22 protein-coding genes are annotated in these 26,309 nt (G+C 67.8%); 13 read left to right on the top strand and 9 right to left on the bottom strand.

Features of this window, described 5'->3' with window-relative positions; translation table 11 throughout:
* Window positions 1–135 precede the first annotated feature (135 nt).
* The 5 genes from AAIO73_RS10240 (at window position 136) to nadA (ending at window position 5,018) form a co-directional block, all read left to right on the top strand.
* A complete protein-coding gene (locus AAIO73_RS10240) occupies window positions 136–504 on the top strand; it encodes a BlaI/MecI/CopY family transcriptional regulator (protein ID WP_242116928.1) in 369 nt (122 codons plus the stop codon).
* Entirely contained in the window at window positions 501–2,159 is a 1,659-nt protein-coding gene (locus tag AAIO73_RS10235) for a M56 family metallopeptidase (RefSeq protein ID WP_345877821.1), read from the top strand. The genes AAIO73_RS10240 and AAIO73_RS10235 overlap by 4 nt, the downstream gene beginning before the upstream one ends.
* A 113-nt stretch (window positions 2,160–2,272) precedes the next feature.
* Window positions 2,273–3,130, top strand: a complete 858-nt coding sequence (locus AAIO73_RS10230; protein WP_345877820.1) for an MBL fold metallo-hydrolase — start codon at window positions 2,273–2,275, stop codon at window positions 3,128–3,130.
* Window positions 3,115–3,831, top strand: coding sequence for a DUF4230 domain-containing protein (locus AAIO73_RS10225; protein WP_345877819.1), 717 nt, complete (start codon window positions 3,115–3,117; stop codon window positions 3,829–3,831). Before AAIO73_RS10230 ends, AAIO73_RS10225 begins: the two co-directional genes overlap by 16 nt.
* A 191-nt stretch (window positions 3,832–4,022) precedes the next feature.
* Entirely contained in the window at window positions 4,023–5,018 is a 996-nt protein-coding gene (gene nadA, locus AAIO73_RS10220) for a quinolinate synthase NadA (RefSeq protein WP_345878047.1), read from the top strand.
* A gap of 26 nt (window positions 5,019–5,044) precedes the next feature.
* Here the strand turns inward: nadA and AAIO73_RS10215 are convergent, their stop codons facing one another.
* The 5 genes from AAIO73_RS10215 to AAIO73_RS10195 form a co-directional block, all read right to left on the bottom strand.
* On the bottom strand, window positions 5,045–5,884 hold the full coding sequence (locus tag AAIO73_RS10215; protein WP_345877817.1) for a TspO-related membrane protein: 840 nt from the start codon (window positions 5,882–5,884) through the stop codon (window positions 5,045–5,047).
* 72 nt (window positions 5,885–5,956) lie between these two features.
* Window positions 5,957–9,154: an efflux RND transporter permease subunit gene (locus AAIO73_RS10210; RefSeq protein ID WP_345877816.1), complete on the bottom strand. Its 3,198-nt coding sequence runs from the start codon at window positions 9,152–9,154 to the stop codon at window positions 5,957–5,959.
* Between the two features lie 3 nt (window positions 9,155–9,157).
* Window positions 9,158–10,303: an efflux RND transporter periplasmic adaptor subunit gene (locus AAIO73_RS10205; RefSeq protein ID WP_345877815.1), complete on the bottom strand. Its 1,146-nt coding sequence runs from the start codon at window positions 10,301–10,303 to the stop codon at window positions 9,158–9,160.
* Window positions 10,300–11,562, bottom strand: a complete 1,263-nt coding sequence (locus AAIO73_RS10200; protein ID WP_345877813.1) for a TolC family protein — start codon at window positions 11,560–11,562, stop codon at window positions 10,300–10,302. Before AAIO73_RS10200 ends, AAIO73_RS10205 begins: the two co-directional genes overlap by 4 nt.
* A gap of 57 nt (window positions 11,563–11,619) precedes the next feature.
* Entirely contained in the window at window positions 11,620–11,952 is a 333-nt protein-coding gene (locus tag AAIO73_RS10195; RefSeq protein WP_345877812.1) for a hypothetical protein, read from the bottom strand.
* Window positions 11,953–12,031: 79 nt separating this feature from the next.
* On the opposite strand from AAIO73_RS10195, the gene AAIO73_RS10190 reads away from it, so the two are divergent.
* Window positions 12,032–12,697 (top strand): DUF1826 domain-containing protein, encoded by a 666-nt coding sequence (locus tag AAIO73_RS10190; RefSeq protein ID WP_345877810.1) that lies wholly within the window; start codon window positions 12,032–12,034, stop codon window positions 12,695–12,697.
* Here the strand turns inward: AAIO73_RS10190 and AAIO73_RS10185 are convergent.
* Together AAIO73_RS10185 and AAIO73_RS10180 are read right to left on the bottom strand one after the other, a co-directional pair.
* Window positions 12,646–13,401, bottom strand: a complete 756-nt coding sequence (locus tag AAIO73_RS10185) for a glycosyltransferase family 2 protein (protein WP_345877809.1) — start codon at window positions 13,399–13,401, stop codon at window positions 12,646–12,648. The genes AAIO73_RS10190 and AAIO73_RS10185 overlap by 52 nt on opposite strands.
* A gap of 53 nt (window positions 13,402–13,454) precedes the next feature.
* Window positions 13,455–16,337, bottom strand: coding sequence for a TonB-dependent receptor plug domain-containing protein (locus tag AAIO73_RS10180; RefSeq protein WP_345877807.1), 2,883 nt, complete (start codon window positions 16,335–16,337; stop codon window positions 13,455–13,457).
* A 222-nt stretch (window positions 16,338–16,559) separates the two neighbouring features.
* Here AAIO73_RS10180 and AAIO73_RS10175 point away from each other — a divergent pair, with 222 nt between their 5' ends.
* Genes AAIO73_RS10175 through AAIO73_RS10165 form a run of 3 tightly spaced genes read left to right on the top strand, consistent with a single transcriptional unit; the run spans window position 16,560 to window position 19,503 of the window.
* Complete coding sequence (locus AAIO73_RS10175; protein WP_345877805.1) at window positions 16,560–17,783, top strand: extracellular solute-binding protein; 1,224 nt, start codon at window positions 16,560–16,562, stop codon at window positions 17,781–17,783.
* Entirely contained in the window at window positions 17,780–18,661 is an 882-nt protein-coding gene (locus AAIO73_RS10170; RefSeq protein ID WP_345877803.1) for a carbohydrate ABC transporter permease, read from the top strand. The genes AAIO73_RS10175 and AAIO73_RS10170 overlap by 4 nt, the downstream gene beginning before the upstream one ends.
* A complete protein-coding gene (locus tag AAIO73_RS10165) occupies window positions 18,652–19,503 on the top strand; it encodes a carbohydrate ABC transporter permease (protein WP_345877801.1) in 852 nt (283 codons plus the stop codon). Before AAIO73_RS10170 ends, AAIO73_RS10165 begins: the two co-directional genes overlap by 10 nt.
* On the opposite strand, the gene AAIO73_RS10160 is transcribed toward AAIO73_RS10165, so the two are convergent.
* Together AAIO73_RS10160 and AAIO73_RS10155 are read right to left on the bottom strand one after the other, a co-directional pair.
* Window positions 19,464–20,573: an ABC transporter ATP-binding protein gene (locus AAIO73_RS10160; RefSeq protein ID WP_345877800.1), complete on the bottom strand. Its 1,110-nt coding sequence runs from the start codon at window positions 20,571–20,573 to the stop codon at window positions 19,464–19,466. The genes AAIO73_RS10165 and AAIO73_RS10160 overlap by 40 nt on opposite strands.
* Before the next feature lie 247 nt (window positions 20,574–20,820).
* Window positions 20,821–21,549, bottom strand: a complete 729-nt coding sequence (locus tag AAIO73_RS10155; RefSeq protein ID WP_345877798.1) for a hypothetical protein — start codon at window positions 21,547–21,549, stop codon at window positions 20,821–20,823.
* 254 nt (window positions 21,550–21,803) lie between these two features.
* Here AAIO73_RS10155 and AAIO73_RS10150 point away from each other — a divergent pair, with 254 nt between their 5' ends.
* Genes AAIO73_RS10150 through holA form a run of 4 tightly spaced genes read left to right on the top strand, consistent with a single transcriptional unit; the run spans window position 21,804 to window position 26,228 of the window.
* A complete protein-coding gene (locus tag AAIO73_RS10150) occupies window positions 21,804–22,238 on the top strand; it encodes a DUF3576 domain-containing protein (RefSeq protein WP_056453460.1) in 435 nt (144 codons plus the stop codon).
* Between the two features lie 11 nt (window positions 22,239–22,249).
* Entirely contained in the window at window positions 22,250–24,745 is a 2,496-nt protein-coding gene (gene leuS, locus AAIO73_RS10145; RefSeq protein ID WP_345877794.1) for a leucine--tRNA ligase, read from the top strand.
* Entirely contained in the window at window positions 24,742–25,227 is a 486-nt protein-coding gene (gene lptE / locus AAIO73_RS10140; RefSeq protein WP_345877792.1) for an LPS assembly lipoprotein LptE, read from the top strand. Before leuS ends, lptE begins: the two co-directional genes overlap by 4 nt.
* Window positions 25,224–26,228: a DNA polymerase III subunit delta gene (gene holA, locus AAIO73_RS10135; RefSeq protein ID WP_345877791.1), complete on the top strand. Its 1,005-nt coding sequence runs from the start codon at window positions 25,224–25,226 to the stop codon at window positions 26,226–26,228. Before lptE ends, holA begins: the two co-directional genes overlap by 4 nt.
* The last annotated feature ends 81 nt before the right edge of the window (window positions 26,229–26,309 follow it).

Below are 26,309 nucleotides of genomic sequence, written 5' to 3'. Positions count from 1 at the left end.
AATTACGGGTTTTCGCGGGGGATTGCGGTTAATCGCCCTTTACCAAGCGGCGGAGTTGTAAGCCGTTCCGACAGGTTGCAGCCGAACTGTAAATTACACTTGTAAACGTAACGACCACGGGTGTAGTCATTGCCCATGGCCGAACGAATCAGCGATGCCGAGCATGCCGTGATGGAAGTGCTCTGGGACAAGAACCCGCTTACTGCGCAGGAGGTGGTCGAACGCGTCGCCCCGTCGCGCGACTGGAGCGCGAACACCGTCAAGACGCTGCTCGGCCGGCTGCTCGCCAAGGAAGTGATCGGCGCGGAGGAGGATGGGCGGCGCTACCGCTATCGCCCGCTGGTCGCGCGCGAGGAATATGTCGCCGGGGAATCGCAGAAGTTCATCGACCGTCTGTTCGGTGGCAGCCTGACCCCGCTGGTCGCGCATCTGGCCGAACGCGACCAGTTGAGCGCGCGTGAAATCGACGAGATCGAGGCTCTGTTAAAGGCGCTGAAACAATGATCGGATGGGCGGTGGAAACGATCGCGGCGGCGACGCTGCTGATGCTGCTGGTGCTGGCGCTGCGCGGCCCCGTCGCGCGACGCTTCGGTCCGCAGGCGGCCTATGCGCTATGGGCGTTACCGGCGCTGCGCATGATCCTGCCGCCTATTCCCGACGCATGGCGCCCGGTCGACATCGCGCCGATCGGCGCGGCGACCGAGCCGGGGGTCATCATGCTGGGCGTGCCGGTCGCCGAAGTCCCCGCGCTGCCGCAAGGGTGGGGCATGGCCGACGTACCGCTGGCGGTGATGGCACTGTGGCTGCTGGGCGCGGTCGCGTTCGTGACATGGCATATCGTCCAGCATCGCCGTTTCTGCGCGAAAGTGCTGGCGTCGGGCCGGGCGAAGGGCGTCGCCGGCGGGCACGTCAAGATGATCGAATCACGCCATGCCGCCGGGCCGCTCGCCTTTGGCGTGGTGCATCGCTACGTCGCGATGCCGGTCGATTTCCGCGAACGCTATGACGAACGCGAACAGGCATTGGCGCTGGCGCACGAACTGGGCCACCATGCGCGGGGCGACCTGCTCGCCAACTGGTTCGCGCTGGTCGTGCTGGGGTACCACTGGTTCAATCCGGTCGCGTGGCGCGCGTTCCGGGCATTCCGGGCCGACCAGGAAATGGCGTGCGACGCGATGGTGCTGGCGCGTGCCACGCCGGGCGTCCGCCACGCCTATGCCACCGCCATCGTCAAGTCCGCGCATGGGCAGGGGCTGTCGGCCGCCTGCCACCTGCACGGCGTCCATGAACTCAAAGGGAGGCTTATCATGTTGTCGAAGCATCGGGTGATGTCGCCCGTGACGAAGCGCGTCGCAGGGGGCGCGACGCTGGCGCTGGCGGTGCTGGGGCTGGGGATCACCGCGTCGGGGACGCAGGCGGCCGAGACATTCCGTGGCAAGGTCGAGGATGCGACCGGCGTCGAGATCGCATCGGTCGAGGCGAAGGCTGCGGCAGTGCTGGCCCCGGTGGCGGCGATCGTGCCGGCACAGGCGGCGACGCTGCCGGTGGTGCCGGCCGAACCGGCGAACCCTGCCGCGTTGCCAAAGCCGGCGATACCGGCGACTGCGCCCAAGGTCCCGATGCCGGTCACCGTCATCATGCCGGCAATGCCTGCCTTGCCAGCGAACCTGGCCAAGGCGTCCGAAGGCAAGGTCCGCAAGATCGTCGTCCAGCGCTATGACGGCGAGGGCAAGCTGATCGGGCAGAGCGTCAGCGACATTCCCGAGGTCAACATCGTCAACGGCAATTGCGGTCCGGGCAGCCAGACGACCATCACCCGCAACGACGGCGGCAAGCAGGTCACGACCATCTGTTCCGACCGTATCCGCATCATCACCCGGCAGGCCGCCGCCCGTGCCCATGATGGCGCCCGGCTGGCAGCACTTGGCGCGGCGGCGGCTGCCCGCGGCGAGGCAGCGGCAGCGCGGGGCGAAGCGCAGGCGGCACAGGGTGAAGCCTATGCCCGGCAGGGTATCCGCACCGCGCTCGCCAGCCTGCGCTCGACCCGCGCGTCGATCGCGGCGGACCGCGACATGCCGGCTGCGGGCCGCACCAGCGCGCTTGCCGGCATCGACGAAAGCATTCGCGAACTTCAGGCCGAGCTGGACGAGCAGGACTGATCCCGGATCCACGGACGTTCTGCCCCGTTCGTCCGTGGCAGGGCCGGTCGGCATCGCGCCGGCCGGCCCGCTTGCCTTGTATCACGCGCCGCCAGCGGCCATGTTTCCCGGCGATGGCAGACTATCCAACCGGCATCGCCCAGCCGCTCGAACCGCTGGTGACCCGCGTGCTGGCGCGCAATGCCTCTCCCTACACCCATAGCGGCACGCAAAGCTTCGTCGTCGGGGGCAAGGGCGCAGTGGCGGTGATCGATCCGGGGCCGGTCGACGACCTGCATCTGGATGCGATCCTTGCCGCGGTCGGCGGGCGCGAGGTCGCCGCGATCCTGTGTACCCATACCCACCGCGACCATAGTCCCGGCGCGGCGCCGCTGGCGGAGCGGACGGGGGCGGCGATCATCGGTTGCGCGCCGCTGACGCTGGACGATGCCGGGCCGCGATCGGATGCGGCGTTCGATGTCGATTATCGCCCCGACCGGGTGCTGGCCGATGGCGAGGCGGTGGCGGGCGATGGCTGGACGCTGGTCGCGGTGGCGACGCCGGGGCACACGTCGAACCATCTCGCCTTCGCGCTGCCCGAGACCGGCGCGCTGTTCAGCGGCGATCATGTCATGGGCTGGTCGACGACGATCGTGTCGCCACCCGATGGCGACATGGGCGATTACATGGCCAGCCTGTCGAAGCTGCTGGAGCGGGACGACCGCGTCTATTACCCGGCGCATGGCGATGCGGTCGCGACGCCGCAGCGACTGGTGCGCAGCATGCTGGGCCATCGCAAGCAGCGCGAGGGGCAGATCGTCCGTGCGATCGAACGCGGTACGCAGGACGTGCCGGCAATGGTTTCGGCCATGTATGTCGGGCTGGCGCCGACGCTGGTCGGCGCGGCGCGGCGGTCGGTGCTGGCGCATCTGATCGACATGGAACGGCGGGGACTGGTGCGGCAGGAGGGGGATACATGGCATCGCATGTAAGGCCGCAGGCGTTGCGGCTGGCGGTGGCGGCGGTCGTGCTGCTGGCGCTGGCGGTCGGCGGCTGGGTGCTGTGGCAGCGCTATGAGGAGCGCTACACCGTCACCACCGAGCCGGACAGCGGGCAGGCGGTGACGCGGATCATCACCGCACGGCTGTCGGGGGCCAGCGCGCTGAAGGTCGCGTCGCTGTCGGGCACGCTGCAGGCGACGGCGAGCGACGTGCGCGGTTTCGGCTGGCTGCGGTCGGATCAGGTGGTCAAGATGCCCTATTCGGTCGATTATTTCGTCGATGTCGGCGGGATCGGTGAGGGGCAGCTCAGCTGGTCGGCGGATACGCGGACGCTGGTGGTCGATGCCCCCGATGTGTCGGTGGCGCGGCCGAATGTCGACGAGGCGGCACGGACGCTGATCCAGACCAACGGGCTGTATGTCACGCGCGAGGCGGCGGCGGCGCTGTCGCAGCGTGTGTCGGCGGTGGCGCAGACGCGGGCCGAGCGCGAGGCGCGCAGCCCCGAACGGCTGGCGCAGGCACGCGAAATGGCGCGGGCCGGACTGGCACGGTTGCTGGCGGCACCGCTCAAGGCGGCGGGCGAGGGGAATGTGCGGGTCGTCGTCACCTTCCCGGCCGAGCGGGGGGCGAGGGATGGCGAGCGCTGGGACGTTTCGGCCCCACCCGCCGACGTGCTTGGCAATCGGCGGTGACAAGGGGCGGGTGGCCCGCTAGGGGGCGGCTTGCAGAAACCCGTTCGTGCTGAGTAGGGGCTGGGCAAAGTCGAAGACCCGTATCGAAGTACGGTTGGCGGTCCTTCGATACGCCGTTTCGACAAGCTCAACGGCTACTCAGGGCGAACGGATGGTTTGGTGACCCGAACGGGTTGCCACAGGAGACGATGATGAACGCGCGCACCGAATTGCCCACCGGCACCGATTTGCTGGCCGAGATCGACCGGCTGCGCCGCGAGCGCAACGCCGTCATCCTCGGCCATTACTACCAGAAGCCCGAGATACAGGACCTCGCCGATTTCGTCGGCGACAGCCTCGACCTCAGCCGCAAGGCAGCGGCGACCGATGCCGATGTCATCGCCTTCTGCGGCGTGCGCTTCATGGCGGAGACCGCCAAGATCCTGTCGCCCGACAAGACGGTGATCCTGCCCGACATGGATGCCGGCTGTTCGCTGGAGGATAGCTGCCCGCCCGAACAGTTCGCCGCATTCCGCGCGCAGCATCCCGATCATATCGCGCTGACCTATATCAACTGTTCGACCGAGGTGAAGGCGCTGTCCGACATCATCGTGACGTCGTCGTCGGCGGAAAAGATCCTGTCGCAACTGCCCGCCGACCAGAAGGTGATCTTCGGTCCCGATCGCAATCTGGGCGGCTATCTGATGCGCAAGACCGGGCGCGACATGCTGTTGTGGCCGGGCGTGTGCATCGTCCACGAGGCGTTCAGCGAGACCGAGTTGCTGAAGCTGAAGGCGCAGCATCCCGGCGCACCGGTCGCGGCGCATCCCGAATGCCCGGCGATCATCCTCGACCATGCCGATTATGTCGGGTCGACCAGCGGTATCCTCGACTTCGCCAAGGCGATGGCGGGCGACACGCTGATCGTCGCGACCGAACCGCATATCATCCACCAGATGGAAAAGGCGGTGCCGGAGAAGACGTTCATCGGCGCGCCGGGCGCGGACGGTAACTGCAACTGCAATATCTGTCCGTACATGGCGCTCAACACCCTCGAAAAGCTGTACGTCGCGCTGCGCGACCTGACCCCGCGGATCGAGATGGAGGAGAGCCTGCGCCAGCGGGCGAAGGTATCGCTCGACCGGATGCTGGCGATGGCGAGCGGCACGGTCGGGCTGGGCGACCTCGGGCCGCTGCGCGCGAATTAAGCCCGGCGGTCAGCGGGGGCGCGGGGTCACGCCCGCGCCCGTGCGCGCCTGTCGTCCTGAAGGGACCGTGGGCGCTGTCCCAGCCAATGGGCGAGGCCACCGTGCCGCAGCCCGGTGATCGTGCCGAGCATGACCAACAGCGCGGCGACGACCACACCGATCGCGACCAGCGCCGAACGCTGTCCGCCCGCTGCCCAGATCGCCGACAATGCCCAGAAGAACACCAGCGCAAAGGGCGGGCAGCCGCGACCGGCGATCAGCGCCGCCGCCGCGATTGCCCCGCCCAGTACCACGACCGCCGCGGCGATGATCGGTGTTTCCCCCCCGAAATAGACACCGTGCGCACGTAGCGTCGCGGCGATGTTGACGATCGAGGCTACGGTCAGCCAGCTTGCGAGCGCAGTCAGCGGCAGAACCGCGCACCAACGTTCACCGGTGGTAAAGCCGCCCGGCCAAGCCGACAGGATGCGATAGCTCTTGAGCAGGCACAGCAGGGTGAACAGGATGATCGCCGCCGACGGCACGCCCAGGCCCGCGACCTGCGTATAGGCGGCCCACAGCGCATTGCCGAAGAACGCACCGGCGGCGGGACCGCGCAACCGGGCGAGCAACGGATTGTCGCGCTGCGACGGCAATGCCTGATACAGCGCGAACGCCAGCGCGCCGGTGTACAGCGCGCCCCAGATGGCGAATGCCCATCCCGCCGGGGTGACCAGCGTTCGGACCGCATTCGACTGTTCGCCGATCGTGCGTCCGAAGCCGATCATCGGCAGGAACGGGGTCAGGATTTGCGCCACTGCGCAGACCAGCGGAAGCGCGCGCGACGTCGAAACTGCGTCGGCGTTATCGGGGGAAGCCGTCGTCATGGCGTGCAAACTCGCAGCAGCAAATTAGGTTGCCAAGTGCTACTTGCGCGTAAGTTCCCGAAACAGGACGATTCATGCCGGTTCGCCCGTGCTGCCGGTCCCCGGTCGCCCGCCGAACCGGGCGTACAATGTCGGCAGCACGAACAGCGTCAACAACGTCGCGGAGATTAGCCCGCCGATGACGACCGTCGCCAACGGCTTCTGCACCTCCGCCCCGGCACCCGATCCAAGCGCCATCGGCACGAAGCCGAGGCTGGCGACCAGCGCGGTCATGGCGACGGGACGCAGGCGGAGCATCGCCCCGGTCCGTGCCGCCTCCGCCCGCGCCATGCCGCCTGCGACCAAGTGCTGGATCGAGCTGACCATCACCAGCCCGTTCAACACCGCAATTCCCGACAGCGCGATGAAGCCGACTGCTGCCGACACCGAGAAGTCGATGCCGCGCGCGTAGAGCAGCAACACCCCGCCGACCATCGCGAAGGGGACGCCGGTGAACACGATCGCCGCATCGCGCACCGACCGTAGCGCGCCGTAGAGCAGCAACAGGATCAGCACGAAACAGGCCGGCACGACCAGTTTCAGGCGCGCGGTAGCGGAGGCGAGGTTTTCGAATTGGCCACCCCATTCGAGATAGCTGCCCGAGGGCAGGCGGACCTGATCGGCGATCGCTTCCTGTGCGTCGGCGACGACCGAGGCGACGTCGCGGCCGCGGACATTGGCCTGCACCACGACGCGGCGCTTGCCGTTTTCGCGGCTGATCTGGTTCGGCCCGTCAACGACGCGGATCTCGGCGACGCTCGACAGCGGCACACTGCCCCCGCCCGCGATCGGCACCGGCACGCGCTGCAAGAGCTGCAGGTCGGCGCGCTGGGTGTCGGACAGGCGGATGACGATCGGCACGCGCCGGTCTCCTTCGAAGATCATGCCCGACGGCCGCCCGCCGATGGTGGCGGTGATGACGTCCTGCACGTCCTGTGCGGTGACGCCGCGCTGTGCCATCGCCATGCGATCGACGCGGATGTCGAGCATCGGCAGGCCGGTCGTCTGTTCGACCTTCACGTCCGCCGCGCCCTTCGTCTGGCGCAGCACGGCGGCGATCCGTTCGGCGGTGCGGTTCATTGCGTCGAAATCGTCGCCGAAGACCTTCACCGCGATGTCGCCGCGCACCCCGGCGATCAGTTCGTTGAAGCGCATCTGGATCGGCTGCGTGATCTCGTACGCATTGCCCGGAATCCTCGACAGGTCGTGCTCGATCCGCTCGACCAGTTCCGCCTTGGGCAGGCGGGGATCGGGCCATTCGGCGCGGGGTTTGAGGATCACGAACATGTCGGTGGCGTTGGGCGGCATCGGGTCCGACGCCAGTTCGGCGGTGCCGGTCTTCGAATAGACGAAGCGCACTTCGGGCTGGCGCGACATCAGCCGCTCGATCGGGACCTGCATCGCCTGACTCTGCTGGACGGAGGTCGCGGGGATGCGCAGCGCCTGGATCAGCAGATCGCCTTCGTCGAGTTGCGGCAGGAACACCTGTCCCAACCCGGCAAAGGCGAGCAACGCGACGATCAGACTGGCGATCCCGGCGCCGATGGTCAACGACGGGCGCCGCATCGCGCGGGTCAGGCTCGGTTCGTAGCGGCGCTTGAGCGACGCGACGATCCGCCCGTCCTTTTCCTCGATCCGCCGCGACAGCAGCAAGGCGATCATCGCGGGGACGAAGGTCAGCGACAGGATGAAGGCGAAGGCGAGGGCGATGATGACTGTCAGCGCCATGGGCACGAAGGTCCGCCCCTCGACCCCCGACAGGGTGAGCAGCGGGACATAGACGAGGATGATGATCGCCTGTCCATAAACCGACGGCCGGATCATCTCGCGCGCCGCCTCAGTGACGGTGGCGAGGCGTTCGTCGGTGGCCAGCAATCGCCCCTCGGCATGTTGCCGGTCGGCGAGGCGCCGCATCGCATTTTCGACGATGATGACCGCACCGTCGACGATCAGCCCGAAATCGAGCGCGCCCAAACTCATCAGATTGGCCGACACCCCGGCATGCAACATGCCGAAACCGGTTAGCAGCATCGTGATCGGGATCACCAGTGCCGCGATTACCGCCGCGCGGAAATTACCGAGGAGGAGGAAGAGGACGACGATGACCAGTACCGCGCCTTCGGAAAGATTTTTACCGACGGTGGCGATGGTCGCGTTGACCAGTGCGGTACGGTCGAGCACCGGCTGCACCACCACGTCGGGCGGTAGCGAGGCGTTGATCGATCGGAGCTTGTCGGCGACTGCCGTGGCCACGGTCCGGCTGTTCTGACCGATGCGCATGATCGCGGTGCCGACGACGACCTCGGTACCGTTTTCGGAGGCCGAACCCATTCGCACCGCCTGTCCGGTGCGCACGGTTGCGACCTGATCGAGCGTGATCGGCACGCCTTCGCGGGTGGCGATGACCATGCGCGACAGATCGGCGGCGCTGCGCACCAGCGCGTCGGAGCGTACTGCCAGCCCCTCGCCCCCGCGATCGACGAAGCCGCCGCCGACGCTGCTGTTGTTGCGTTCCAGTGCGGTGCCGAGATCGGTCAGCGTCAGGTTCAGCGCCGCCAGCCGCTGGATATCGGGGACGACGAGGAACTGCTTGGCATAGCCGCCGATCGAATCGACACCCGCCAGCCCCGGCACGGTCTTGAGCAGCGGGGTGACGATCCAGTCCTGCGCGGTGCGCAGATAGGTCGCCTTGTCCTCCTCGCTGACCAGTCGTTCGCCCTCGGGCGTGATATAGCTGCCATCGGGCTGCTGGCCGGGCTCGCCGGGTTTGTGCAGGTCGTCGGCGCGGTGCTGGAGCCGGACGGTGTACATATAGACTTCGCCGAGGCCGGTCGCGATCGGCCCCATTTCGGGGGTGACGCCGGGCGGCAGGCTTTCCTGCACACCTTGCAACCGTTCGCCGACCTGTTGCCGGGCGAAATAGATGTCGGTCGATTCGTCGAAGACGGCGGTGATCTGCGCAAAGCCGTTGCGGCTCAAGGAGCGGGTATATTCGAGGCCTGGCGTACCGGCGAGCGCGGTCTCGATCGGGAACGACACCTGTTTCTCGACCAGTTCGGGAGAGAGGGCGGGGGCGCGGACGTTGATCTGCACCTGATTGTTGGTGATGTCGGGCACGGCATCGATCGGCAGGCGATAGAGCGACCATGCGCCGATGGCGGTGGCGATGAGGGTCAGCAGCAGCACCAGCCAACGCTGGGCGACCGACCACGCTACGATACGGGCGATCATCGATCAGTGATCCGCATGGGTGGCTTCACCCTTGCCGAGTTCGGCCTTGAGCGTGAAGCTGCCGGTGGTGGCGATCTGTTCGTTGCCCGACAGCCCCTTGCGGACGACGACCGCGCCGGTTGATGCCGTGCCGAGTTCGACCGGAACCGCCTTGAACCCTGTGGGGGTGCGGACGAACACGACCGATCGGTTCTCGACCGTCTGGACGGCAGTGGTCGGTACGCGGATGGCACCGGTGCCCTCGCTGCCGGTCAGGCGGATCGCCGCGGTGACCGGCTCGCCGACGCGCCACTGGCCGCCGCGATTGTCGAGCGTGGCAATGGCGGGGACGAGGCGGGTTTCGGGGTCGAGCGCGGGCGAGACGAAGCGGACGCGCGCCGTCGTCTCGCGGCCGGGGGCGGTGACGGTGACGACATTGCCCGGTGCGATGCGGCCGGCATCTTCGGGCTTCAGGCTGAGCGACAGCGCGACGCGCGACAGGTCGGCGACGCGGAACAATTCGGCATCGGCGGCGACGGTCTGGCCCAGCACCACCGGGCGGGCGATGATCCGCCCGCCGATCGGCGCGACGATGCCGATGCGGTTGAGGCTGCCACCCCCGCCGCCGGTCGCGGCCATCATGGCGCTCGCTTGCGTCAGCGCGATGCGTGCCTCGGTCGCGGCGGTGCGTGCGGCGACCAGATCCTGTTCGGGCGAGACCTGTTGCGCGAACAGCCGCTGTTCGCGGGCGAGATTGGTGTTGGCGAGCGCGAGGCGCGCGCGGGCCGCCTGTACCTCGCCCTTTATCTGTGCCGCCTCGCGGCTCTCGATCACGGCCAACGTCTGGCCGCGCGCGACCCCTTCGCCCAAATTGCGGGTGAGCGCGACGATCCGCCCGCCGATCGCGGCGGAGACGACCTGTGTCGCCTGCGGATCGCCCTCGACGATCGCCGGTATCTCGATCGTCGCCGCGCCGTCATTGGTCGGGCGGCCGAGTTCGAGGCCGGCCAGCGCGATCTGTTCGGCGGTCAGGGTGACGGTCTCTTCGTCATGCTCGCCGCCATGTTCCTCACCATGGTCGGCTTGCGCCACTTCGTTGGTGGGGGCGTCGGCGGTGTTGCAGGCGGACAGCAACAGGGCGAGCGCGAGGGTCGTGCGCAGGGTCATCATGGATTCTCCGCAAGCGGCGCAGGGGCGGTCAGACGCTCCAGCTGCGCACGGGCATTCTGATAGTCGGCAAGCGCGTCGATCGCGGCGAGCCGGGTGTCGGCGAGGGTGCGTTCGACGTCGAGCAATTCGATCTGGCCGAACTTGCCCTCGCGATAGCCGATCCGGGCGATGCGCGCGGCCTCCTGCGCCGCCGCCAGCGCCGGGCCGGCGGCGGTGCGCGCGGTGGTCGCGGCGTTGGCGGCCTGGACCTCAGCATCGGTAATCGCCTGTGCGACGTCGAGTGCGGTGACGCGGGCCTGCGCCTCGGCACGGGTGCGTTCGGCGCTGGCCTGCGCGATCGCGGCTCGGCCCCGGTCGAACAGGGGGATCGGCAGCGACAGCGCGAGAACGGCGGCGGTGTCGTTGGTCGCCTCCAGCCGCCGGATCGCAGGCCCCAGATTCAGGTCGGGGATACGTGCGGCACGGGCGAGGCGGATGCCGGCATCGGCAACGGCGATATCGGCCCGCGCTGCCGCCAGCGCCAGCGTGCCGTCGGGCGCGACCGGCGCGGCCGGCCCTTGCACGTCCGGGGGAAGGCGATTGAGCAACTCGTCGTCGAGCGCGCCCGTGATCGGCTGCCCCGTCCGGCGCGCCAGATTGGTGCGCGCGGCCGCCGCCAGCCGTTCGGCGCGTTCGATCCCCGCCTCGGCATTGAGCCGTGCAACCTCGGCCCGCTGGCGTTCGAGCGGCGAAGCGCGCCCGGCCTCGACCCGGATCGTGGCGACGCGCAGCGCTTCGGTGGCGATCCGCGCCTGTTCGCGCGCGGTCGCGACACGGCGGTCGGCAGCGAGCGTCTTAACATAAAGCTGCGTGATCTGGAGCCGCAGGTCGGCGGCGATCACCGCCGCCGCGATCCGCGTGCGCGACAGCTGCGCCCCGGCGACCGCGCCGCGCGCGCCGCGCTTGCCGCCCAGTTCGATCGAGATGGCAATGCCCAGCGTTGTCTCGGCGCTGCGCAGCCCCTGATAGGCGCCCGAGCCGATGATGTTTTCGACCTGTGCCTGCAGCTGCGGATTGGGGCGGAGCGCGGCGACGGCGCGCGCCTGTTCGGCGGCGTCGACCGCAGCGGTGGCGGCGTCGATCGCGGGCGTGGCGCCGCCGCCTGCACGAAGTGCCGCTTCGAGCGTATAGACCGGCCCGGCGTCTGCGGGCGCGGTTTGCGCCATGGCCGGACCGGCGCACGACGCCGCGGCCAGAACGGCCGCGAACCAGATTTGCATGATGGAGTAATCCCGACGAACTGCGTCAGGCCGGTCGCAACCGGCCGGCGGCGTTCGTCAGGCGGCGGGCGGCCGCAGTGCCGGATCGATCGCGCGCGACGCTTGCCCGCGATCCTGCGCCAGCGTCGCTGGATTGGTGGTCGCCAGCGACAACAGCGTCATCGTGCCACGCTGCGGCACGCTGAAGGTGCCGGCATGGCAGTTGCCGTGATGGTGCAACGCCGCCTTGTCGGTATCACCACCATCGGGGGCGGTGTCGGCATCGTCATGGACCGCGCCCAAACATTCGACGGTCGCCGGCCCGGCCGATTCGCGCGCATGCACCGTGGTCGCCAGCACCAGCGACGACAGCAACAGCACCAGCAACAAGGACCAGGCTCGGGTCAGCACGAACGCAAGCCTATCGCATTCGCAGCGGAAAGTCATCACGGGACTGGACGATCAAGTGCGAGACGTTATTACATTTCATATGCCACTGACGATCGCATCCAAACCGTCCGCGCCACCCGCGCATGCCTGTACGACGGTGGAGGGACAGGGGCTCGCCGCCATCCTCGGCGATCCGGTCAACCTTGCCATCTGGCAGCGCGACGACGCGCCGGTGGTCGACGTGGGCGATCTCGACGCGGTAGCCGATGTCGCGGTCATCGTCCCGGCTGGAGCACGCTCGGCGATACCGGACGCACTGATAGCGGCTGGATATGACGATGCGCTGGCGACGCGGCTCGGGCACGATATCGGCGACCTTACCGCGCGCTTCGCCGCGCTGCTGGCGCTCGACCGGGTGGCGATCCGACTGGAGGTGATCGAGACCGACGCCTGTCGCCGCTTCCATGCCGATTATGTCGCGGTGCGGCTGATCTGCACCTATGCCGGGCCGGGAACGCAGTGGCTGGCGAACGACGATGCGCTGGCGTTGGCGGCGGGCGTCGAGCCCACGACGATCCGTTCGATCGCGACGGGCGACGTCGCGCTGTTCAAGGGGCGCGACCAGTCCGACACGCCGATCGTCCACCGCTCGCCCCCGATCATGGGCACCGGCACGCGGCGGCTGGTGCTGGTGATCGACCCGGCGCGGCCCGATCAGCCGGCGGCGACGCGCTCCGCTTCGACGGACGCGAAGCCGGCGAGATAGGGGTGCGCCAGCACGCGGCGGGCATTGCGTTCGCCGATCGCAGTATCGTTGACGAGGCGGCTGCCCGCCACCGTGCGATATTGCGCGACACAGGCGTCGATCCGGGCGAAGCGCGCCCCGGCCGCCCCGGCACGGGTGTAGAAATCCCAGTCGTTGCAATTGTGGAAGCTGGGATCGAACCCGCCGATCCGTTCGACCATCGCGCGGCGGACCACCGACCAGCTCGGCCCGATCACGCCTCCGCTGGCCAGTCCGGCGCGGATGCAGTCGCCGTCCCAGCCGCATTCGGGATCGGTCGGATCGGCATCGCCTTCGACCCGTGCGAAATGGCCGACGACGATATCGTGGGCGGTGTTGGTCGCCTTGCCGAGCAACGCCCGTGCAGCACCGGGCAGCCAGACATCGTCGCTGTCGAGGAATGCGATCCAGTCGGCGGTGGCGAGCGCCGCGCCGCTGTTGCGCGCCTGCGACGCGCCGACATTGCGCGGCAGGATCATCGCGACGACGCGCGGATCGGCATCGGCGAGCGCCCGGATGACGGCGGCGCTGTCGTCGCTCGACCCGTCATCGACCACGATCACCCGCTCGGGCGCCGGCACCTGTGCCAGCACGCTCGCCACCGCATCGGCAACGACGTGCGCGCGGTTATGGCATGGGATGACGACGTCGTACGACGCGACGAACGGATCGGCGGATTGCAGCATGTCCGCCCCATGCCAGAACCGCGCGCGCGATCAAGCGCTGCTACCGTACCCGATCAGCGCCCGTTGCCGTACCGCAGCCTTGCGCCGGCATAGTAATAGCGTCCGACCGGCGAGATAGGCACGTTGGTCTCGAACCCGATATCGGGCCGTTGATCGCCCAGATTATTGACGCCGCCATAGAAGGAGAAGTCGTTATTGACCGCGACCTGCGCCTGCACGTCGTGGCTCCACAATTGCTTGTACCGGAAATAGCGCGGATCGACGAGGCTGGGGTTGCTGTCGGTATCGATCCGGGCGAAGCGGCGAACGCCGTTCTGCCAGCGTAGATTGTAGCTGAGGGTCAGCACGCCGCTGTTCCATGTCGGCGAGAAGGCCAGCGTGTAGCGCGGGCGGAAGGGTTGATCGACATTGTTCTCGGCCACCGCGCCCGGCGTCGCCACCTGTTCGAGCCGGTCGAGATAGCCGCCGACCAGCCGCAGGTCGAAATCGCCCGCCGATGCGGTCGAGAAGCGATAGGTCAGGTTCAGTTCGGCACCGGCGGTGCGGAAGGCAGCGACGTTCTGCGGCTGGACGATGAAGCCGTTGATGAAGCCGCTGCCCGCGCGGCGGGTGATCGACCCGCAATAGGCATTGTCGAGGCTCGGCTGATCGACGCACAATGCCGCGATGGTATTGGCGTCGGGGGTGTTGATCGCGTCGCGCAGGTCGATGTCGTACCAGTCGAGCGCGATCGACAGGCCCGGCACGAAATCGGGACGCAGGACTAGGCCGGCGGTCCAGGTCCGGGCGACTTCGGGGCGCAGGTTGCGATTGCCCTCCTGTGTGCCCGGAATGAAGATCGTCGCATCGGGATTGTTGGCGGCGGTGAAGTTCGCGAAATCGCCGCCGGCGGCAGCGATCAGCGTCCGGCAATTCTCGGCGCGGAACGACGTGCCGAGGCTGCGATTGGCGACATAGCAGGGGTCGGAGAAGAAATTGCTGGTGCCGGTCTGCGGTCGGAAGATCTCGCCGATATTGGGCGCGCGCACCGACCGGCCATAGGATCCCCGGACGCTGATCGCCGCGATCGGCGCATAGATGGCGTTGAACTGATAGGCGCGGGTCGATCCGATCGTCGAATAGTCGGAAAGGCGGCCCGCCGCGCCGACCGATAGCAGATGCGCGAAGGGTACCTCCTTCAGCAGCGGGGCATTGACCTCGCCGAATGCTTCCCAGACGTCGAAGCTGCCGTCGGACGGGGTCGGGATGATATATTCGTCATATTGGTAGAAGGCGTTGTCGATCAGCGCCTGTGCCGGGCGGAAGCGGCTCGATTCACGGCGATATTCACCGCCAGCGGCAAAGGCGACCGGGCCGCCGGGCAGTTCGAAGAACTGGCCAAAATCGCCGGTCAGCGATGCGGTCGCGACATGTTGTTCGATGCGCGCGTTGCTGACCGGGTTGCTCAGATAATAGCCGAACGAGCGCCCATCGACGGTGTTGCCGCCAAAGGTGTTGACCGGCACGCACCCCGCCGCTCGTGCCTCGGCCGAACGGCACACGATCGCACCGCTGCCGTCGAGCACGGCATCGAGGGCGTTCAGGAATTGGGTGTTGAGCCGGTCGTTCAGTTTGGTCGCGCGCACATCGGTGCGGCCATAGGTGTAGGAGACGTCGTAGCTGGCATGATCGGTCAGCCGCCCGCTGACGTCGACGACGCCGCGCCACGTCCGTCGCCGGTCGCGCTCGCCGCGGCGGGGAATGTCGAAATTGTTGCGGCTGATATCGACCGAGGTGAGACCGGCGGCGCGCGCCGCGGTCAGGATCGGTGCCGGGATGAACGGATTGTCGAGCGCGATCGTCGCCGGATAATTGCCGCCATAGCCGCTGAAGCTGGTCACCTCGCTCTGGACGAACTTACCCTCGACCGCCAGCTTGAACGCGTCGGAAACATCGAAATGGGCCAGCGCGTTGACGGCGTGGCGTTCGGTGCGCGGCAGGATATCGCCGATATAGCCCGCGACCGGCGTATCGTCTCCGCCGATCGAATAGCCGTCATTCTGCAGGAACCGGCCGGGGGTATAGAGCGCGCCGTCGCCGCGAAACACCTGATCGCCGATCACGACATAGCCCTGGTTCGATCCATAGGGATAGCGCAGGTCGCCGACCGGGCCGATCTTGTAGCTGCCCGCGCGGCTCGGGTCGTACCCGTCGAGGTTCACGAAATATTGCCGCTGGGCGAGGGTCAGATAGTCGCGATCGTCGTTCGCCAGCGGATCGTCGGCATTATACTCATAGGCGAGGGTCAGGTTGCCGCGCCCTTCGGCGAAGTTGCGTCCGGCGATCAGCGACGCGAAGCGGTTGCCGGCATCGCCGCGCTCCGAAATGCCCGCCTGCGCGCGCGCGGCGATGCCGTCGAAATCGCGGCGCAGTACGAAGTTGACGACGCCCGAGACCCCGTCCGCGCCATAGATGGCGGAGGCAGCACCGGTCAGCACGTCGACGCGCTCGATCAGGTCGGTCGGGATCGCGTTGATGTCGACGGCGGCGGTGTCGGGCTGTCCGGCGACATGGCGGCGGCCATTGACCAGCACCAGCGTGCGGTTGGGGCCAAGGCCGCGCAGGTCGAGAAGGTTCAGCCCGACCTGTCCCAGCGCGCCATCGGCCTGGTTGCGGCCGGCGGTGCGGGTGCTGTCGAGCGAGTTGGTCAGCGCGGGCACGCGTTGCAGGAAGCTGGTTACATTGGTGGTGCCCGACTGGCGCAATTCCTCGGCGCCCAGCGACACGACCGGATTGGGCGCGGCATAATCGGGGCGGGCGATGCGCGATCCGGTGACGACAATCTCGCTGCCCTCGTCGTTCGCGGACGGTGTTTCGGGCGCGGTCTGGGCCTGTGCGGACGCGGCAGCGAACAGCGCCGCTCCAGCGAGCAGGCGACGGCGGATGATGATCGGCATGACTTTGGTTCCCCCCGACCAGCGCGCCCCATGGACGTCGGTTCTGGTCGAACGGCAAAACGGCCAGCCGCTCGAAAGGGTTCGGCTGTGTACGCGGTGGACCATGAAAAGCGACGTTTCTACGGGTGTTTAGGGTCCGGCTCGCTGGCGCACGGCGCCGCGATCCGCCATCGTCGCGCGGTGCAGAGCCGGGACGAACAAGGCGGGCCGACCCGCAGGGCCATGCTCGGCATGCTGCCCGCGCTGGCGATCGGGGCTTGTGCGCGACCGACCGGCGTCGTGCCGCTGCGCGTCTGGGCGATGAGCTATGAGGGCGATTATTCCCCGCATCTCATGCCGGGCTTTACCGCCGCCACCGGCATACCGGTCGAGGTTCAGTCGCTGCCCTCCACCGCGTCGCACGAAAAGCTGCTGACGGCGCATGCCGGGGGGGCGTTGCCCGACGTGCTGATGTTGTTCAACGGGTGGATCCGCGAATTCGCGATGATCCGCGCGGTGGCGCCGGTGCCGTCGCCGGCGCTGACCGCTGGGCTGTTCCCCGGCATCCGCGATGCGTTGCGCATCGACGGGCGCGACTATGCGGTACCGTGGTCGGTCGCGCCGCAGGTCCAATATTACCGCACCGATATCGTGGCGGAGGCGGGCTATCCCGCGCCACCGCTCGACTGGGCCGGGTGGCTGACGATGGCGCGGGCGATCAAACGGCGGCGGCCCGACAATTATGTCTTCCTGATGCTGCTCAACTGGCCGGGCGCGCTGCTGACGATGATGACGCAGGCGGGGGCGACGATGCTGCGCGACCATGCCACGCGTGGCAATTTCCGGTCGGAACCGGTCCGCGAAGCCTTTGCCTATTATGCCAATCTCTTCGCTGAGGGGCTGGCGCCGCGGGCGGCCTCGACCGAGGTGCAGGACCCGCTGGCCGCATTCGCCCAAGGCTATTTCGCGATCTGGCCAAGTTCGCCGACGACATTGCTCGACCTGCGTCGCCGGGCCGCCGATATTCCGCCCGAACGCTGGGGCACCGCACGGCTCGCGGGACCGAAGGGGCCGGGACCGGTATCGGGGGACAGCGCCAGCCTGTGCGTGTCGACCACGACCGACCGGCCGGCCGAGGCATGGGCGCTGGTCCGGCACATGACCTCACGCGACAGCGAACTGACGTTTCAACGGATGATCGGCAACCTGCCCGCGCGACTGGACGCATGGGATTCGCCGCAACTGGCGCTGCCGGTGCTGCGCGCGTTCCGCGAACAGATGGCGCAACCTGCATCGATCCCACCGGTCGTCGAATGGGAACGCATTCAGGGCGAGATCCAGCTTGCCGCCGAACGCGTAGTGCGCGGACTTCAGACGATTGGACAGGCGCTGACCGTGCTCGACGAACGCGTCGACCAGCTGCTGGCGAAGCGGCGCGCGCTGGTCGATGCGGGGCGGATCGCATGACCCGCCAGTCGCGCGCCGCATGGCTTTTCACCCTGCCGGTGCTGACCATCATCCTGATCGTGCTGGTGATCCCCACGATCGCGGCGCTGGCGCTGTCGGTCACCGACTATTCGGTCTATGCGCTGGCCGATCCCGCCAATCTCCATTTCGTCGGCATCGACAATTTCGTCGAGCTGCTCGCGACGCCGTTGTTCTGGCGATCGCTCAAGAACACGCTGATCTTTGCGGTGCTGGGCGTGCCGATGGCGATCGGCACTTCGCTGCTTGCCGCATTGCTGCTCAACGACGCGACGGTGCGGTGGAAGCCGTTGTGGCGCGTCGCGCTGTTCGCGCCCTATGTCACCAGCGTGGTCGCGACCGCCGTCGTCTGGCGGTTCCTGTTCAACGAACGTTTCGGCCTGCTCAATCAGGGGCTGGCGTTGATCGGCATTCCGCCTGTCGACTGGCTGGGCAACCCGAACAGTTCGATTCCGGCGATCCTGATCTTCGTGACGTGGAAGATCTTCGGCTACAACATGATCGTGTTCACCGCCGCGCTGTCGGCGGTGCCGCAGGATTTGATGGAGGCGGCGCGGCTCGACGGGGCGGGGCGGTGGCTGCGATTCCGCCACGTAACCCTGCCGGCGATCGGGCCGACGCTGCTGCTGGCGGCGGTGATGAGCGTCGCGGGGTTCCTGCAGATCTTCGCCGAACCCTATGTGATGACGCTGGGCGGGCCGGCGCAAAGCACGACGACAGTGCTGTATTTCATGTTCGAGGAAGGGTTCAAATGGTGGAACTTGGGACAGGCGAGTGCGGTCGCCTTCGTCCTGTTCGTCATGATCCTGCTGCTCACCTGGGTCCAGACCCGTATCGGCCGGCGCAACGAATGGCTGTAGGGAAGCTGCGCGCGTTCGTCGCCAATGCCGCCGTCGTTGCGCTGGTCGCGCTGACGGTCGCGCCGCTGATCTATATGGTCATCGTGTCGTTCATGCCGCGTGGCGAATCGGGCACGCTGCCGATCCCGCTATGGCCGTCGCGCTGGTCGTTGGAAAATTATCACGAACTGCTCGTCCGGCGGCAGATTGACGGGGCGTGGTTCGATTACCGCATCCTGCCGGCGCTCAGGAACAGTATCGGCGTCGCGATGCTATCGACACTGTTCGGGCTGCTGCTGACCGTGCCGGCGGGCTATGCCTTTGCCAAGCTGCGCTTTCGCGGCCGCGAACGGCTGCTGAAACTGTTGATCGCCGCGCTGGTCGTGCCGGGGCAGGTGGCGATGCTTCCGCTGTTCCTGATGTTCCGCCATTTCGGGCTGGTCAACAGCTATGCCGGGGTGATCCTGCCGGGGCTGGCGGGGATTTTCGGCGTGCTGTTCGTGCGACAGGCGACGCTGGCGATCCCCGACGAACTGATCGATGCGGCGCGGATGGACGGGGCCAGCGAGATGCGCATCTTCCGCACGATCGTCCTGCCGCTGCTCACGCCGGTGGTGGTGACGCTGGCGCTGTTCACCTTCCTCGCCAGCTGGAACGACTTCATGTGGCCGCTGGTGATCCTAGCCGATCAGCAGCGCTATACCCTGCCGGTTGCGGTCGCGGCGATCGCGCGCGAACATGCCGCCGATGGCGAATTGATGATGGCGGCATCGGTGGTGACGACGATGCCGGTGCTGCTGATCTTCCTGTTGCTCCAGCGCTATTATCTGACCGGGCTGTTCGGCGGCGGGGTCAAGGGATAGGCACGGCCGTCGGCGGCGAAGACATGGGCGTCGTGCGGCGCGATCGAAAAATGCAGCACCTCGCCCAGTGTCACCGAACGATCACCGGGCAGCTGCGCGACGATCGTGTCGACATCGCCGCGCGCGCCGAGATGCGCGAAGGATAGCGGCCCCAACCGTTCGAACAGCTCGACCGCGCCCGCGAACGGGCCGTCGTCATCGGGTATCAGATGTTCGGGCCGGACGCCCAGCGTGACGGCGGTGCCGATATCGTCAGGGCTCACCTGTGCCGCCGTTGCCACCAGCGCGCCGTCCGGCAGGCGCAGCGTCGCCCCGGTCGGCGTCATCGCGGCCAGCATGGCAGGCAACAGGTTCATGCCCGGCGATCCGATCGCGGCGGCGACGGCGATGCTGGCCGGGCGGCGATAGACCTCGATCGGATCGCCGACCTGTTCGATCCGCCCCGCGCTCATGACGACGATGCGGTTGGCGAGCGTCATCGCCTCCAGCTGGTCGTGCGTCACATAGATCATCGTCGCGCCCAGTTGTTGATGAAGGCGTGCGAATTCGTGCCGCATCCGCGCGCGCAGCGACGTGTCGAGATTGGAGAGCGGTTCGTCGAGCAGCAGCACCTGCGGCCGGCGGACGATCGCGCGGGCGATCGATACGCGCTGCCGCTGACCTCCCGACAGCGCGCGCGGGCGACGGTCGAGCAAGTCGGTCAGGTCGAGCATCGCCGCCGCCTCGGCGACACGCGCGGCGATCTCCTGCCTAGGCAGACCGGCGACCTTTAGCGGAAAGGCGATGTTCCCGGCGACGGTCAGATGCGGGTAGAGGGCATAGGATTGGAACACCATCGCCACGCCGCGTTCGGCGGGCGGGACGTCGGTGACGTCGCGCCCGCCGATCAGGATGCGGCCTTCGCTGGCAGTTTCCAGCCCGGCGATCATCCGCAGCAGCGTCGACTTGCCGCAGCCCGATGGCCCCACCAGCACGACGAATTCGCCATCGGCGAACTGCAGATCGCTGGGGGTTAAAGCGATCGTATCGCCGAAGTGCTTGCCAAGTCCTGCAATGTCGACCGCCGCCATGATCTCTCCCGCCTGTTACAGCGACTTACGCGTAACTGGGGGCGGCGCAACGATTGGTGCGGTAGCGGTGGTTTAGCGAGTCCCGGCATGGGGCGGGCAAATCCTGCCCGGCACGGGCAGGGGGACCGGCGAAGCTGGTGAAGGGGGGTGTCGGCAAACACCGCCCGGTCGGTTCGGGCAATGCCCCTCCATCGTCCGCTGCGCGGACGATCCCCCTCCCCGCGAGCGGGGACGAGCTTAAATCGACTTAGAAGCGGAAGGCGGTTCCGACGTAGATCGCCTGGCTGTCGCGGCGTTCGGGGACGATACGCAGCATGCGTTCGCGTTCCGAGCGATAGCGGACACCGGCGGTAACATCGAGGTTGCGGGTCAGCTTGTAGGATCCACCCATGTCGAGCGAATAGCCCGACGGATCGGCGATCAGCGCAGGCTGATCGGCGAGCGGACGATCGCTGCTCGCGCCGACGCGGCCGGTGAACTTGCGGCCCGAATAGCTGACGCCGACGCCCATCTGCTCGCGGCTGCCCGGCTGTCCGGCAAGGTCGAGGCGGGTCATGTCGCCCGATACCGCCAGCCGCTTCCAGCCGACCGACATGCCGAGGTTATAGGCGACCGGATTGAGCGTCTGTACCGGCGCCGCCGCAGCGACGCGATCGGGCAGGCGGTTCGGCTGGATCGTGCGGCTGCGCACCGCGACCTTGACCGAACGGTTGCCGATCACCGCCCCTTCGGACGGCGTGAACTGAAAACCCGGTGCGTTGAGCGCAGTGCGCGACAGCGCAGCGGCGAGCCGGGGATCGGCCGAGGCCGGGGTGAACGAACCGAAAGCGACCAACGGCATCGATTCGGGATTGAGCCGCTTCAGAACGCGCGGTGCGCGCTGTTCCTGCGCGAAGAGCGCAGGGGACGCACCAAGACCGGCGGCGACGATCGCCCCCAATCCTATGCCAGCCCAGATCCTGCTGCCCGTCATCATTTCCCTCACTCCCCGCCAATGGCGCTACCACGATTCGGTTGCGTGGCACCACCGGCTCCGGTCGCTTTCCGACGACCTGTTGCATCGAACCCACATATTTGTCCGACCAACGCCGAACCCGCATCGATCCGGGACCGCAATCGATCGCGCCCGCCCGGTTCCGGGCGCGATCACCAACCCGCTTGCCGCGTCCGCGCCACCTCCTATAGAAGCGGCGCGAACTGCCGTAATGGCCTGTAGTCAAGGAACCGCTCATGAACCGCCCGCTGCTGATCGCGTTGCTGGCAACCTTTGCCCTGCCGATGGCCGCATGCAGCGGTGGCAAGGGGCGCGTCGCCGGCGATCTCGCCGCGTCGAAGGTCACGACGATCGGCGTCAATAGCTATCTGTGGCGTGCCAGCCTCGACACGCTGTCGTTCATGCCGCTGACCCAGACCGATTCGAACGGCGGCGTCATCGTCACCGACTGGTACGTCAATCCGGCGACGCCGACCGAGCGGACCAAGGTGACGGTCACGATCCTCGATCAGGACCTGCGCGCCGATGCGCTGCGCGTCGCGGCACTGCGCCAGATCAATCGCGGCGGCCAGTGGGTCGAGGCGCCGGTCGAGGCGGCGACGGTGCAGAAGCTGGAAGACATCATCCTGACGCGGGCGCGCGACCTGCGCCGCGGGGCGGTGACCGGCTGAGCGACGCGCCCATGACTCCTCGTTTTTCGCCCGCCGAGGCCGATGCACGCTGGCAGGCGGCATGGGACGATGCCCGGACCTTCGTCGCCGACGACGCCTCGCCCAAGCCCAAGCGCTATGTCCTTGAGATGTTCCCCTATCCATCGGGGCGCATCCATATGGGCCATGTCCGCAACTACACGATGGGCGACGTGCTCGCCCGTTTCCTGCGGATGACCGGGCATGAGGTGCTCCACCCGATGGGGTGGGACGCATTCGGCATGCCCGCCGAAAATGCGGCAATGGAAAAGAAGGTCCATCCGGGCCAGTGGACCTATGCCAATATCGCGGCGATGAAGGCGCAGTTGAAGCGGCTCGGCCTCGCCTTCGACTGGTCGCGCGAGTTCGCGACCTGCGATCCCGAATATTATGGCCATGAACAGGCGCTGTTCCTCGAACTGCTGAAAGGCGGTCTGGTCTATCGTAAGGAATCGGCGGTCAATTGGGACCCGGTCGACATGACCGTGCTGGCGAACGAACAGGTGATCGACGGGCGCGGCTGGCGTTCCGGCGCGCTGGTCGAGAAGCGCAAGCTGAGCCAGTGGTTCCTCAAGATCACCGACTTTGCCGACGATCTGCTTGCCGGGCTGGGCAGCCTAGACCAGTGGCCCGACAAGGTCCGGTTGATGCAGGAAAACTGGATCGGCAAGTCGGAGGGGCTGCAATTCGCGTTCGCGCCGGTTGCGCCGTTCGACCAGTCGATCGAGGTCTATTCGACGCGCCCCGACACGATCTTCGGCGCGAGCTTCGTCGCGGTCGCCGCCGACCATCCGATCGCGCGAGCGCTGGCCGACGCGAACCCGGACGCCGCCGCGTTCATCGAACTGTGCAAGCAGGGCGGGACCACCGCCGCCGAACTAGAGACCGCCGAGAAGCTGGGTTTCGATACCGGCTATCGGATGCGGCATCCCTTCGATGCGTCGATCGACCTGCCGGTCTATATCGCCAACTTCGTGCTGATGGATTACGGCACCGGCGCGGTGATGGGCGTGCCGGCGCACGACCAGCGCGATCTCGATTTCGCGCGGAAATACGGGCTGGAGGTCCGCCGCGTCGTTGCCGATGGCGACCTGACCGATCCGGTGTTCGAAGGGGCCGAAGCCTATACCGGTCCCGGCCGGCTGGTGAACTCCGACTTCCTGAACGACCTCGACGTCGCCGCTGCCAAGCGCGCGGTGATCGAGCGGGCCGAAGCGGGCGGTTGGGGCAAGGGCACGACCGTATGGCGCCTGCGCGACTGGGGGGTGAGCCGCCAGCGTTACTGGGGCACGCCGATCCCGATCGTCCATTGCGACGCCTGCGGCGTGGTGCCGGTGCCGACCTCGGACCTGCCGGTCAAGCTGCCCGAGGATGTCTCGTTCGACATTCCCGGCAACCCGCTCGACCGTCATCCGACATGGAAGCATGTCGATTGCCCGTCCTGCGGTGCTCCGGCGCGGCGCGAGACCGACACGCTCGACACCTTTGTCGATTCGTCGTGGTATTTCATCCGCTTCGCCAGCCAGCCGGCGGATAAGCCATTCGACCGGGCGGTCGCCGAAAGCTGGCTGCCGGTCGGCCAGTATATTGGCGGGGTCGAACATGCGATCCTGCATCTTCTCTATGCGCGTTTCTGGACGCGGGCGCTCAACCATGTCGGGCTGATCGACCTGAAGGAGCCGTTCGCCGGCTTGTTCACGCAAGGCATGGTCACGCACGAGACGTACAAGTCGGCGGATGGCCGCTGGCTGGCTCCGTCCGAGGTAAATGACGGCATCGAGACCGCGACCGGTGAAGCGATCACCATCGGCCGCGTCGAGAAGATGTCGAAATCGAAGAAGAATACGGTCGATCCCGAACCGATTCTCGATCGCTACGGCGCCGATGCCGCGCGCTGGTTCATGCTGTCCGACAGCCCCCCCGAGCGCGACCTGCCGTGGAGCGAGGCCGGGATCGAGGGCGCCGAACGTTTCGTCAAGCGGGTGTGGAAGCTGGTCGCGGCACATGTTCCCGGCGGCACCAGCCCCGAAGCACTGACCCGCGCCGTCCATCGCACCATCGCCGGCGTCGCCGACGACATCACCGCACTGCAGTTCAACAAGGCGGTGGCCAAGCTCTACACGCTGCTCGGCGAGGCGGAGAAGGCCAAGGGCATGTCGGATGCCGACATGGACGCGCTGTTGCTGCTGGTCAGTCCGATGATTCCGCATCTGGCGGAAGAGGCGTGGTCGCAGCTTGGCCGCAGCGGGCTGATCGCCGATGCGCCATGGCCGGTGGTCGATCCGGCAATGCTGGTCGAGGCCGAGGCGACGATCGCGGTGCAGGTCAACGGCAAGCTGCGCGACACGATCGTCCTGCCCAAGGGCATAGCCAAGGAAGATGCCGAAGCGGCGGCGCTGGCGAGCGAGAAGATCGTCCGCGCGCTGGAGGGCAAGGCCCCGCGCAAGGTCATCGTCGTGCCCGACCGCCTCGTGAACATCGTCGCATGATCCGCGCCGCCGTCCTCGCCGCCGCCTTGCTGCTGAGCGGCTGCGGCCTGCGCCCGCTTTACGGCGGCGGGGAGGGCGGCGTGGTGCGCCAGACGCTGGCGGGGGTCGAGGTCGCGCCGATCGCCGGACAGAATGGCTGGCTGGTCGCCAACGCGTTGCGCGATCGGCTGCGCGCCGAAGGACCAGCGCGCTACCGGCTCGAAATCAAACTCGACGACGATATCACCGGGCTGGGCGTGCGGCGCGACGATTCGATCACGCGCGAGCGGCGGACGCTGCGCGCGCGCTATCAGCTGATCGACCTGGCCAATGGTGCCGTGACGCTGGATGCGACCGCCGGGTCGGATGCCGGCATCGACGTGGTCCGCTCCGAATATGCGACGATCGCGGCGGAGCGCACCGCGCTCGAACGGCTGTCGCTCATCGTCGCCGACCAGATCGTGACGCGGATCGCACTGACGCTCCCCAAGTCGGGCTCGTGAAGCTTCGGCCCGAGCAGGTCGCGGCCAGGCTCGACCGGCCCGGCCCCGATATCCGGCTCTACCTGTTCCATGGACCGGACACGGCGGGCGCGCTGGCGCTGGCCGCCCGACTGGCGAAGGGCGTGGGCGAGGGGGCCGAGCGCGTCGACATGGACGGCCCGATGCTGAAGGCGCGTCCCGGGCTGCTGGCGGACGAAGCCGCATCGATGTCGCTGTTCGGCGACGCCCGCTGCATCCGGGTCACGGGCATGGGCGAGGAATCGGTCGAGGCAGTGACGCTGCTGCTCGCCGCCGAACGTGCCGGCAATCCGGTCGCCGCGATCGCCCCGACGGTCAAGGGCACGTCGAAGCTGGTGAAGCTGGTCACCGCGTCGCTCAACGCCGTGGCGGTCGCCTGCTACGTGCCCGATGCGGCGCAGGCGGCGAAGCTGGCGGTGGCGATGGCGCGCGATCAGGGGCTGCGGCTATTGGGTGACGTGCCCGACCGGCTGGCGGCGGTGACGGCGGGCGACCGGGCGGTGCTGGCCAGCGAGATCGAGAAGCTGGCGCTCTACCTAGACGCATCGCCGGAGCGGCCGCGCGATGCCGATGGCGAGGCGTTCGATGCGATCGGCGCCTCGATCGCCGATGCCGAACTGGGCGGGATCGTCAGCGCGATGATCGCGGGCGATGCGGCGGCGGCGGCACTACCCGAAATGCCCGGCGGCGCGATCCCGGTGCTGCGCGCAGTCGCCAGGCGGCTGCTGTCGTTGGCCGAAATGCGCGCCGAGATCGACGAGGGCGAGAGCGTCGACCGGGTGATGGAGCGCCACCGCGTGTTCTTCAAGGAACAGGCGGCGACCGCCACCGCGCTGCGCCGCTGGGACGCGCCGCGGCTGGCCCGCGCGCTCGAGCGCGTCCGCGATGCCGAGCGCGCGGCGCTGTCGGGCAGCGGCCTGGGCGAGGTGATGACCGCCGCCGAAGCCGTCGCCATCGCCCGTGCGGCGGCCCGCGGCAAATAATCCATAAAAGCATTTGCACGACCGCAAACGCGCTGCTAGGGGCACGCTCCTGCCAGCCAAGGGGCCAGCCCCCAAGGTGTT

The sequence above is a fragment of the Sphingomonas epibiotica genome, assembly GCF_039615155.1.
Taxonomy (GTDB): domain Bacteria; phylum Pseudomonadota; class Alphaproteobacteria; order Sphingomonadales; family Sphingomonadaceae; genus Sphingomonas.
Note: the sequence above shows the minus strand (reverse complement) of the source record. Positions and strands in the feature narration are given on the sequence as shown.